We start from the raw sequence: 10,648 nt of genomic DNA on the forward strand, positions 1-10,648 counted from the left end.
ACTTCTGTCAGGGGTAACGGGTAACGTCGTGTGCCATGGCAGCCGAACGGGACTCCCATCCCCCGGCGTCGCCTCGGCGTGCCCGTGCAGCGTCCGGGTCGCAAGTGGCGGCGCCGAGTACGCGTGGGCGTCCGGAGCAGCAGTGTCCGGAGCAGCAGTGTCCGGAGCAGCAGTGTCCGGAGCAGCAGTGTCCGGAGCAGCAGCCGTCGCCCGCGCGGGAGCCCTTCGACCGCTCCCGGGTGGAGGTGCGGCGCAGTGCCCGTCGCAGCCGGACGGTGTCCGCGTACCGCGAGGGCGATCGCACGATCGTGCTGATCCCGGCCCGGATGTCGCACGCGGAGGAGCAGCGCTGGGTCGCGCAGATGCTGGAGAAGCTGGCGGCCCAGGAGAGTCGCCGGGTGCTCGGCGACGATGCGCTGGTGGCCCGGGCGCGGGAGCTCTCGGCGGCCTATCTGGACGGTCGGGCCCAGCCCGCCCAGGTCCGCTGGGTGACCAACCAGAACTCGCGCTGGGGTTCGTGCACCCCCAGTGAGCGGACGATCCGGCTCTCGCACCGTCTGCAGGGGATGCCGGAGTACGTGGTCGACTACGTGCTGCTGCACGAGCTGGCGCATCTGCTGGTGCCGGACCACGGTCCGGACTTCTGGGCGCTGCTGGAGGCCTATCCACGGACGGAGCGGGCGCGCGGCTATCTGGAGGGTGTGGTGTCGGCGGCCCGGCTGCCGCACATCCCGGGGGCCCGGCACGAGGATCCGGCGGAGCCCGGTCCGGCGGAGTCCTGCGGCTGAGTCCTGCGGCTGGCTGATCCCGCCGCCGGGCGGCCGGTCCCGGACTGGACGGCAGAACACGACGGGAGGGGCGCGGGCCACTGTGGCCCGCGCCCCTCCCGTCGTGCTTGCGCCCCCGAACGCCTCAGCCGGTGAGGTCGCGCGCGCGGGCGACCAGGTCGCGCACCGATTGGTCGGTGAGCTCCGGCAGGCGGTCGTAGTCGAACCAGCGCAGGTCCAGCGACTCCTCGCTGATCAGCGCCTGGGCGCCGGGCGGCGCCACCGCGATGTACTGGACGTCGAGGTGGGTGTTCTCCGGCCGGTCCTTGCCGGTGCAGCGGACCTGGTGGCGGTCGAGCTTGACCGGGACGGGCGCGCCGTCGCGGGTGAGCAGCGCGAGGTCCGGGATGCCGGACTCCTCGGTGGCCTCGCGCAGGGCGGCCGCGGCGAGGTCGCGGTCGCCGGGTTCGCAGTGGCCGCCCATCTGCAGCCAGCGGCCGACCTTGGGGTGCAGGGTGAGCAGCACGCGCCCGGCGGCCGGGTCGACGACGGCGGCGCTGGCGGTGATGTGGGCGGGCAGGCAGGAGCGGTACATGCCCCCGGGCTGCTCGGTGAGGTGGCGCAGGTAGTCGAGGCGGAGCCGGTCCTGCTCGGGCTCGGCGGGCCGCCAGTCGGTCAGGGCGCGGACCGCGTCGGCGTGCAGGGCGCCACCCCGGGGGGCGTCGTCCGGCCGGGCCTCGGCGTGCTGGACGCCGTCGTGGTGGACGTCGGCGCGGTCCGTCTCGGTGGCCGTCATGCGGTGGGCTCGCCCTTCCCCTGGTTGCCGTCGGTGCCGTCGGCGTCGTCGTTCTTCGTCAGGTCGGGCTTGGCGGAGCCGGTGGCCCCGCCCGCGGCGGCCTCGCCGAGCAGCTTGTCGAGGGCGTCGAAGTCGATGCCGCCCTCCAGGTCGCCCGCGGTGCCGCGGTGCACGAAGGCGTCCGGGTCGTCGAGGTCGGCGGCGGTGGGGAGCATGTCGGGGTGCTGCCAGAGGTCGTCCCGGCCCTCGGTGCCGCGGGCGTCGGCGAGCAGCGCCCAGAGGCGGGCGGCGTCGCGCAGCCGGCGGGGGCGCAGTTCGAGGCCGACGAGGGTGGCGAAGGTCTGCTCGGCGGGCCCGCCGGCCGCGCGGCGGCGGCGGACGGTCTCGCGCAGGGCGCCGGCCTGGGGCAGGTGGGGCTCGGCGGCGGCGTGCACGACGGCGTCGACCCAGCCCTCCACGAGCGCGAGGGCGGTCTCCAGGCGGGCCAGGGCGGCCTTCTGCTCGGGGGTGTCCTCGGGCTGGAGCAGACCGCCGGCGAGGGCCTCCTGAAGGGCCTCGGGGTTGCCCGGGTCGAGCTGGCCGACGAGCTCCTCCATCCGGGAGGTGTCGACCTTGATGCCCCGGGCGTAGGCCTCGACGGCGCCGAGGAGGTGGGCGCGCAGCCACGGCACATGGGCGAACAGCCGCTGGTGGGCGGCTTCGCGCAGGGCGAGGTAGAGGCGGACCTCCTCGGCCGGCACATTGAGGCCCTCGCCGAACTCGGCGACGTTCTGGGGCAGCAGCGCGGCCTTGCCGGCGGGGGCGAGCGGCAGGCCGACGTCGGTGGAGCCGACCACCTCGCCGGCGAGGGCACCGAGGGCCTGGCCGATCTGGGTGCCGAACATGGCGCCGCCCATGGACCGCATCATGCCCATCAGCGGGCCGGCCATGGCCTGCATCTCCTCGGGGAGGACGCCGCCCATGGCGTTGCCGACGCGTTCGGCGACGGGGTCGACGAGGTCCTTCCAGACCGGGAGGGTGGCCTCGATCCACTCGGCGCGGCTCCAGGCGACGGCGGCGGCGGCGCCGGAGGGGAAGGTGGTGACGCCGTCCAGCCACAGGTCGGCGAGGCGGACGGCCTCGACGACGGCGGAGCGTTCGGCGTCGCCGACGGAGCGGTCCTTGCTCTTGCCCTCGACGGGTTCGGCGACGACGGTCTGCCGGGCGATGTCCTTGGCGAGGTCCCAGTTCACCGGGCCGCCCTCGAAGGAGAGCATCTGGCCGAGCTGCTGGAAGGCGGCACCGAGGTCGTTGGGGTTGAGCCCGCCGAACATCGCGGCGAAGGGGTTGTCGCCCGCGCCGGGGGCGCCGGGGCCGCCCGCTCCCGGTCCGCCGGGCATGCCGGGCAGGCCCATGCCGAACAGGGCGCCCAGCGGGTTGTTCCCGCTGAAGCCGAAGGACTGCGGACCGGCGGGCTCGTCGCCCTGGTCCTTCTTCTTCCGGTCGTCGTCGGGCTTGGCCTTGCCGTCCTCGGGCTCCTCGGGCGGAACGCCGAATCCGAAGGGAAGGTCGCTCACGGGGTCCTCGATCCGGTCGGCCGTCATACGGGTGGTGGCGGTGATTCCTGCTGCCCGGGGCGGTCGGCGGAGCTGGGGGACTCCCCGCCGGTGGGCGGCTCCCGGACGGCTGGCCCGCGCCGGGTGCACCGCCGGGCCTCAGCCTCGGGCAGGATGGACGTACGTGACACACGTACGTACGCACATAAGCTAACCGTGGAGGATGGCCGGTGAGTTCCCCGCCTTCGGACGTTCGCTCTGGGCTGACCGGAGGAGAGGACGCCCCGGACACCACGGCGTCGCCGCCTCCAGCCTATGCCGGAAGACCGCTGACCGTGGCGGTCACGGGTGCCGCCGGGGTGCTCGGCGAACGGGTCGCGGCCCGGTTGGTGGCCTCGCCGGGGGTCCGGAAGGTCCTGGCCGTCGACGACCGGCGCGGCGAGGTGCCCGGGGTCCAGTGGCGGGTCCTGGACGTCCGGGACCCGGCCGTGGCCGAGCGGCTGGCCGGGGTGGACGTGGTGGTCCACCTCGCGATGGACCTGGGCATGGAGTCCGACCCGAGGGCGCGCAGCGCCTACAACGTGCGCGGCGCGCAGACGGTGCTGACGGCGGCCGCGGCCGCCGGGGTGCACCGGGTGGTGCTCTGCACCTCGGCGATGGTCTACGGCGCGCTGGCGGACAACGAGGTGCCGCTGGCGGAGGACTCGGAGCTGCGGGCGACCGAGGAGGCCTCGCTGGTCGGGGACCTGCTGGAGATCGAGCGGCTGGCGCGGCGCGCGCCGAGGGCGCACCCGGGGCTGCAGGTGACGGTGCTGCGGCCGGCCGTGGTGGTGGGCCCCGGGGTGGACACGGTGCTGACCCGGCATTTCGAGGCGCCGAGGCTGCTGGTGGTGGCCGGGTCCCGGCCGTGCTGGCAGTTCTGCCACGTGGACGACCTGGCGGCGGCGCTGGAGTACGCGGCGCTCGGGCTGGTCGAGGGCGAGGTGACGGTCGGCTGCGACGGCTGGCTGGAGCAGGAGGACGTGGAGCGGCTGTCGGGGATCCGGCGGATGGAGCTGCCGGCCTCGCTGGCGCTGGGGACGGCGGCGCGGCTGCACCGGCTGGGGCTGACCCCGGCGCCGGCCGGGGACCTGGCGTACACGATGTACCCGTGGGTGGTGTCGGGGAGCCGGCTGCACGAGGCGGGCTGGCGTCCGACGCACACCAACGAGGAGGTGCTGGCGGAGCTGCTGGCGCAGGTGGCGGGCAAGCACGCGGTGGCGGGCCGGCGGCTGGGCGGCAAGGAGGCGGCGACGAGTCTGGGCGCGGCGGGCGCGACGGTGGCGCTGGTGGGTACGGCGGCGCTGGTGCGGCGGGCGCGCAAGCGGCGCCGGTTCTGAGCGGCTCCGGTCCCGGGCCCCGCGGCCCGGGACCGGGACACCCGGCCGCACCCGGCCGCACCCGAACCCGTGCCCTTGAGCACGCCGTTCTCACGATGCGAAATTTTGCAATCGTGATGCGGAAGGTACTTGCCCCCGCCCGCCCGGCATGGGCAATCATGGGGGCATGTCCGAGAACCACGACCCGATCCGCCTGCTCGCCATCCGCGACACCCCGCTCTCCCTCGACGAGGTGTACGAGGCGGTGGGCGACGACGCGGCCGGCGGGACGACCGTCTTCGTCGGGACGGTCCGCGACCACGACGGCGGCAAGCACGTCTCCGCGCTGGAGTACAGCTGCCACCCGACGGCGGAGCGCGAGCTGCGCCGGGTGGCCGAGAAGGTCGTCGCCGACTTCCCGGTCCGCGCGCTGGCCGCGGTGCACCGGGTGGGCCGGCTGGGGATCACCGACAAGGCCGTGATCGTCGCCGTCTCCTGCGCGCACCGGGGCGAGGCGTTCGCCGCCGCCCGGCGGCTGATCGACGACCTCAAGCACGAGGTGCCGATCTGGAAGCACCAGGTCTTCGCCGACGGCGAGGAGGAGTGGGTGGGCGCCGGGAGCTGCTGAGCAGCCGCCCGCACAGCCTTCGCACAGCCTGCGCAAGCGTTCGCACATTCGTCCGGACAGCCACTCGGACACCCGTTGTGCCGCCACGACGCGCAGGCGCGCCGGTCGCTCACTCGAACGGGTGTGGGCCGCTGCGCCGGATACTCCCTGGCAGTGAGCCGATCGGCCGTGCCGTAACCCGGACGGCGCCCGCAGCGTTGTCCGTCGGGATGGTTAATCTGCTCATAGACACGACGAGCTGGGAGTACTGAGATGGCTGTGCTCGCCTGGTTGATCATTCCCTGCGTCGCCGCGGTGCTGGCCGCCGTGTGGGCGGGTTGGGCCCAGCGGGCCCCGAGAGCGACGGGGGACCCGGCCTCGCTGGCCGAGCACCAGCGGTTCATGGCCGCGATGCAACGCACCACCGCCGGCAGCGGCCCCGAGGAGCGTTCCGGCCGCTGACGCCGCCCGGCGGTCCCGACGACCCGCCGGGCGCACGGTCACCCGCGTCCCGTACTGTCGAGGCATGCCACGCCGCTCTGCGACGATGCTCGCCGCCACTCTGCTGCTCATAGCGCTGCTCTGTGCCTCGGTGCTGATGAAGGTGCCGTACACCGAGATGAGCCCGGGTCCGACGTACAACACGCTCGGGGTGCAGGAGAAGACGGGCACGCCGGTGATCACCATCACCGGCCACGAGTCGTACCCGGCGAGCGGCCACCTCAACATGACCACCGTCCAGGTCACCGGCGCCAAGTACGAGCCGAGCCTGGTCAACGCGGTGGTCGGCTGGCTGCGCGACGACGTGCTGGTGGTGCCGCACGACAACGTCTACCCGAAGGGCCAGTCCGACGCCGACGCCAAGCGGCAGAACGCCGAGGAGTTCGCGCTCTCCGAGGACCACGCCCGCACCGCCGCGCTGAGCCAGCTCGGCATCCCGATGGGCAGCGAGCTGATCGTCCAGGCCGTCACCGCCGGCGCCCCGGCGGAGGGCCGGCTGCACGCCGGGGACCAGATCGTCGCGGTCGACGGCACCCCGGTGGCCGACGCGGACGCGGTCGCCAAGGCGGTCACCAAGCACCAGCCCGGCGAGCCGGCGGTCTTCACCGTGGTGCCCCGGGTCAAGGAGGGCTCGGCCGAGCCCGGGACCCGTACCGACATCAGCGTGCCGACCGTGAAGTCCCCGGACACCGGCGCCGCGATGGTCGGCATCCGCCCGGGCCTCAGGCACACCTACCCGTTCCGGATCGACATCGGGCTCCAGGACGTCGGCGGGCCCAGCGCGGGCCTGATGTTCTCGCTCGGCATCATCGACAAGCTGACCCCCGACGACCTGACCGCCGGACGGTTCGTGGCCGGCACGGGCACCATCGACGACGCGGGCCAGGTCGGGCCGATCGGCGGCATCTCGATGAAGCTGATCGCCGCCCGGGAGGCGGGCGCCGAGTTCTTCCTCACCCCCGCGGCGAACTGTGCCGAGGCCGCCAAGAACACCCCGTCCGGGCTGCGCCTGGTCAAGGTGGAGAAGCTGGACGGCGCGCTGAAGGCGCTGGAGCAGGTCCGGTCCGGGCAGACCTCCGCGCTGCCGTCCTGCGCCTCCTAGAACCTGCGCCTCCTAGAACCTGCGCCTCCTAGAACCTGCGCCTCCTAGAACCTGCGCCTCCTAGAACCTGCGCCGCCCGGGCCCCGGGGCTCCCGGACGGAGCCCCGGCCGGGGAGTCGGTCAGGAGAAGGTCGCCAGCAGCGCCTCGGTGAGGCCCGGCACCAGGTCGGGGCCGGTGAGCACCTCGCGCGCGACGTCCTTGGAACGGAGCCGCAGCGCGACCTCCCGCTTACCGCTGCGAAGCACCGCCGCGGTGATCCGCACCTCCTCGCGCTTGGGGTGGTTGGCCACCCACTCGGCGAGCTGGGCGTCGTTCGCGTTGCGCGGGCGGGACTGCTCGGCGCCCGGCGGCAGCATCAGGCGCTCGACGACCAGCGCGCAGCCGACCACCGCGGCGGGCCAGGCGATGGTGCCGAGGAACTTGTCCAGCTCCATGCCGGCGGGCAGCTCGTCCTGCTCGACCGGGGTGAGGCCGGGCTGGTCGCTGTCGGCCAGGCCGAGCTGCTCGGCGATACGGGGGTCGGCCTTGCGCAGCGCGACGCTGTCGACCAGGGCGAAGAGGCGGGCCGGGAGGTCCCAGCCGAGGGTGGCGGCGTACTCGTCGATCTCCAGCGCGGCCCGGGTCAGCGGGCTGCCGGCCGGGAGGGTGGAGACGTCGTCGGGGAGGTTGGATCCATCGGACATGCCTCAATCCTCACACGCCGGACGGTGCGCGCGTCGCGCCGCCGGGCCGGGCCGGGCGGCGGGCCGGGGGCCGGGGCGGGCCCCGGGGGAGGGCCCGCGCCGGGCGAGGTTGTCGTAACCGTCTGCTAACGGTGGGAACTCGACCAAAGACTGGTTAAGTTGCACTGACGACCGACTGACTCCAGACGACACAACTGAGGTGCCACCGTGGTATTCCAGATGCCGGAACGCTCAGGGCCGGGGTTCCGGCGCAGGGTAGGCCCGCCCTCCCGGCGGGCGCGGGTGCTCCTCCTGACCCTGGGCGTACTCGCGGTGCTCTTCCTGCTGTTCGTCATGTTCGCGGGGTTCTGGACGGACTGGCTCTGGTTCAGGTCGGTCCACTACTCCTCGGTGTTCACCACCCAGCTGTGGACGAAGATCGGCCTGTTCGCGGTGTTCGGCCTGTTGATGGCGGTGATCGTCGGCTTCAATGTGTGGCTGGCGCACCGGCTGCGGCCGCCGCTGTCGGCGATGTCGGTCGAGCAGCAGAGCCTGGACCGGTACCGCTCGGGGCTGGCGCCGTTCAAGCGCTGGGCGCTGCTCGGGGTGTCGCTGGTGATCGGGCTGGTGGCGGGTGCCGCGGCCTCGGGCCAGTGGCGGACCTGGCTGCTGTGGACGAACGGGACCTCCTTCGGGGAGAAGGACCCGCAGTTCGGCAAGGACGTCTCGTTCTACGCCTTCGACCTTCCGTTCTACGAGTTCCTGCTGGGCTTCGCGTTCAGCGCGGTGATCGTCTCGCTGCTGACCTCGGCGCTGGTGCACTACCTGTACGGGGGGCTGCGGCTGCAGGGCCCCGGCCGGCGGGCGAGCAGGGGCGCGCAGGGGCACCTGGCGGTGCTGCTGGGCGTGTTCGTGCTGCTGAAGGCGGTGGCGTACTGGCTGGACCGGTACGCGCTGGCGGTGAAGACCGGCGCCTACCGGGAGGTCTCCGGCTGGACCGGCCTGCGGTACGTGGACGCCAACGCGTTCCTCCCGGCGAAGACGATCCTGTTCTTCGTCGCGATCATCTGCGCGGTGCTGTTCTTCCTGACCCCGGTGCGGCGCACCTGGGCGCCGGCCCTGATCGGGCTGGGCCTGATGGTGCTCTCGGCGGTGCTGATCGGCGGGGTGTACCCGGCGATCGTGCAGCAGTTCCAGGTCAAGCCGAACGAGCAGGCCAAGGAGACGCCCTACATCCAGAAGAACATCGACGCGACGCGCCGGGCGTACGGGATCGCGGACAGCCAGACGACCCCGTACACCCCGAAGGGCACGACCGACGCCGAGGCGCTGAAGCCGGACGCGCAGACCATCGCGGACATCCGGCTGATCGACCCGAACGTCGTCTCGCCGACCTTCCAGTCGATCGAGCAGCAGCGGTCGTACTACGCGTTCCCGCAGACCCTGGACGTGGACCGGTACGGCAAGGACGCGAGCGCCCAGGACACCGTGATCGGCCTGCGTGAGCTGGACCTCAACGGTGTGCAGCGGAACTGGATCAACGACCACTTCAAGTACACCCACGGCTACGGCGCGGTCGTGGCCAAGGGCAACCAGGTCAACGACAAGGGCCAGCCGGTCTTCACCGAGTCCGGCCTGCCGGCGACGGGTTCGCTGGGCGACTACCAGCAGCGGATCTACTACGGCGAGAAGACCTCCACGTACTCGATCGTGGGCGGCTCCAACCAGGAGATCGACTACACCACCGACTCCGGTGAGAACAAGCAGTACAAGTACACCGGCGGCAGCGGCGTCTCGCTGGACAACCCGCTGACCCGGGCCGCGTACGCGGTCAAGTTCGCCGAGCCGCAGATCCTGTACGCGGGGGCGATCACCGACGGCGCCAAGGTGATCTACGACCGGACGCCCAAGGAGCGGGTGGAGAAGGTCGCGCCGTGGCTGTCGATCGACGCCGACCCGTACCCGGTGGTGGAGAACGGCCGGGTGGTCTGGGTGCTGGACGGCTACACCACCTCGGACGGCTACCCCTTCTCCTCGAAGACGACGCTGGGCACGGCCACCAAGGACTCGCTGACCAACCAGCGCGGTGAGCTGCTGACCGTCGCCAACCAGGTCAACTACATCCGCAACTCGGTCAAGGCCACCGTGGACGCGTACACCGGCGAGGTGACGCTGTACCAGTGGGACGAGAACGACCCGGTGCTGAAGACCTGGACGAAGGCGTTCCCGGGCACCGTGAAGCCCAAGGCGGAGATCCCGGACACGCTGATGTCGCACCTGCGGTACCCGCAGGACATGTTCAAGGTGCAGCGCGACCTGCTGGGCCAGTACCACGTGACGGACGCCGACTCGTTCTTCAACGGCAGTGACATCTGGCAGGTCCCGGTGGACCCGACCAGTGACACCAAGCAGTTCCAGCCGCCGTACTACCTGACGGTCCGGATGCCGGACCCGGCGGTCACGTCGGCGAGCTTCTCGCTGACCACCACCTTCGTGCCGCGCGGCCGGGACAACCTGGCGGCGTTCATGGCCGTCAGCGCCGACCCGGGGCCGGACTACGGCAAGCTCCGGATCCTCAAGGTGCCCGGGGACTCCAAGACGCTCGGCCCCAACCTGGTGCAGTCGCAGTTCAACTCGCGGCAGGAGGTCGCGCAGCAGATCACGCTGCTGAAGAGCGGCGGCGACTCGGAACTCGAGTACGGCAACCTGCTGACGCTGCCCGTCGGCGGCGGACTGCTGAACGTGGAGCCCGTGTACGTCCGCGGGCGGGGCGCCAAGTACCCGACGTTGCAGAAGGTGCTGGCGGTCTACGGCAACGACAACGTGGCGTTCGAGAACACGCTGGAGGAGGCGCTGCGGAAGGTGTTCGCAGGTGCGGCACCGGCGACCACGCCGACCGTACCCACCGCACCGGGGAATCCGACCACGCCCACCACCCCGACCACGCCGACGCCGGGGGTGACCCTCACGCCCGAGCTGCAGAAGGCGATCGGGGACGTGCTGAAGGCGCAGACCGACGCGGACGCCGCGGCCAAGGCCGGCGACTGGGTGGCCCTGGGTCAGGCGCAGAAGGCGCAGAGCGAGGCCGCCAAGCAGCTGGCGGCGGCCCAGCAGAAGGCGGGCATTCCGGCGACGCCGACGCCGACGGTGTCCGCCGGTGCGACGGCCGGGGCGAGCACCGCACCGTCGCCGTCGCCGAGCGGCAGCCCCTGAGCTGTGCTGATCCCGCGCTGACCGATTTCGGCCCCACCCCGCGCCCGTGCTATGGTTCAACTACCGACGCGGGGTGGAGCAGCTCGGTAGCTCGCTGGGCTCATAA

The 10,648-nt window shown here is 72.6% G+C and carries 8 protein-coding genes and 1 pseudogene; 6 read left to right on the forward strand and 3 right to left on the reverse strand.

Annotation, left to right across the window (positions count from 1 at the left end):
• Positions 1-239 precede the first annotated feature (239 nt).
• Positions 240-788 (forward strand): annotated as a pseudogene (locus VR45_RS08680) (M48 family metallopeptidase); the annotation flags it as partial.
• Positions 789-912: 124 nt separating this feature from the next.
• On the opposite strand, the gene VR45_RS08685 reads toward VR45_RS08680, so the two are convergent.
• Together VR45_RS08685 and VR45_RS08690 are read right to left on the reverse strand one after the other, a co-directional pair.
• Complete coding sequence (locus VR45_RS08685) at positions 913-1,563, reverse strand: NUDIX hydrolase (protein ID WP_045939083.1); 651 nt, start codon at positions 1,561-1,563, stop codon at positions 913-915.
• Positions 1,560-3,119, reverse strand: a complete 1,560-nt coding sequence (locus tag VR45_RS08690; RefSeq protein ID WP_045939095.1) for a zinc-dependent metalloprotease — start codon at positions 3,117-3,119, stop codon at positions 1,560-1,562. The genes VR45_RS08685 and VR45_RS08690 overlap by 4 nt, the downstream gene beginning before the upstream one ends.
• A gap of 308 nt (positions 3,120-3,427) precedes the next feature.
• On the opposite strand from VR45_RS08690, the gene VR45_RS08695 reads away from it, so the two are divergent.
• The 4 genes from VR45_RS08695 (at position 3,428) to VR45_RS08710 (ending at position 6,666) form a co-directional block, all read left to right on the forward strand.
• Positions 3,428-4,477 carry an NAD-dependent epimerase/dehydratase family protein gene (locus tag VR45_RS08695; protein ID WP_094745510.1) on the forward strand — a complete coding sequence of 350 codons (1,050 nt, stop codon included), beginning with the start codon at positions 3,428-3,430 and terminating at the stop codon, positions 4,475-4,477.
• Between the two features lie 166 nt (positions 4,478-4,643).
• A complete protein-coding gene (locus VR45_RS08700) occupies positions 4,644-5,084 on the forward strand; it encodes a molybdenum cofactor biosynthesis protein MoaE (RefSeq protein WP_233290175.1) in 441 nt (146 codons plus the stop codon).
• 252 nt (positions 5,085-5,336) lie between these two features.
• Positions 5,337-5,525, forward strand: coding sequence for a hypothetical protein (locus VR45_RS08705; RefSeq protein WP_045939084.1), 189 nt, complete (start codon positions 5,337-5,339; stop codon positions 5,523-5,525).
• 64 nt (positions 5,526-5,589) lie between these two features.
• Positions 5,590-6,666 (forward strand): PDZ domain-containing protein, encoded by a 1,077-nt coding sequence (locus VR45_RS08710; RefSeq protein ID WP_078896332.1) that lies wholly within the window; start codon positions 5,590-5,592, stop codon positions 6,664-6,666.
• Positions 6,667-6,786: 120 nt separating this feature from the next.
• Here VR45_RS08710 and VR45_RS08715 read toward each other — a convergent pair whose 3' ends face one another.
• The gene (locus tag VR45_RS08715; protein WP_045939086.1) at positions 6,787-7,350 is read right to left on the reverse strand and encodes a PPA1309 family protein; all 564 of its coding nucleotides are present in this window, start codon (positions 7,348-7,350) and stop codon (positions 6,787-6,789) included.
• A 219-nt stretch (positions 7,351-7,569) separates the two neighbouring features.
• Between VR45_RS08715 and VR45_RS08720 the strand changes: the two genes are divergently transcribed.
• A complete protein-coding gene (locus tag VR45_RS08720; protein WP_078896333.1) occupies positions 7,570-10,542 on the forward strand; it encodes a UPF0182 family protein in 2,973 nt (990 codons plus the stop codon).
• The last annotated feature ends 106 nt before the right edge of the window (positions 10,543-10,648 follow it).

It is taken from the genome of Streptomyces sp. NRRL S-495 (assembly GCF_000966955.1).
Lineage (GTDB): Bacteria > Actinomycetota > Actinomycetes > Streptomycetales > Streptomycetaceae > Kitasatospora > Kitasatospora purpeofusca.

What these genes read in the sequence shown, in the direction of transcription:
- VR45_RS08685 (WP_045939083.1), bottom strand. Translation starts at nt 1,563, where the DNA reads ATGACGGCCACCGAGACGGACCGCGCCGACGTCCACCACGACGGCGTC.
- VR45_RS08700 (WP_233290175.1), top strand. Translation starts at nt 4,644, where the DNA reads ATGTCCGAGAACCACGACCCGATCCGCCTGCTCGCCATCCGCGACACC.
- VR45_RS08705 (WP_045939084.1), top strand. Translation starts at nt 5,337, where the DNA reads ATGGCTGTGCTCGCCTGGTTGATCATTCCCTGCGTCGCCGCGGTGCTG.
- VR45_RS08710 (WP_078896332.1), top strand. Translation starts at nt 5,590, where the DNA reads ATGCCACGCCGCTCTGCGACGATGCTCGCCGCCACTCTGCTGCTCATA.
- VR45_RS08715 (WP_045939086.1), bottom strand. Translation starts at nt 7,350, where the DNA reads ATGTCCGATGGATCCAACCTCCCCGACGACGTCTCCACCCTCCCGGCC.
- VR45_RS08720 (WP_078896333.1), top strand. Translation starts at nt 7,570, where the DNA reads ATGCCGGAACGCTCAGGGCCGGGGTTCCGGCGCAGGGTAGGCCCGCCC.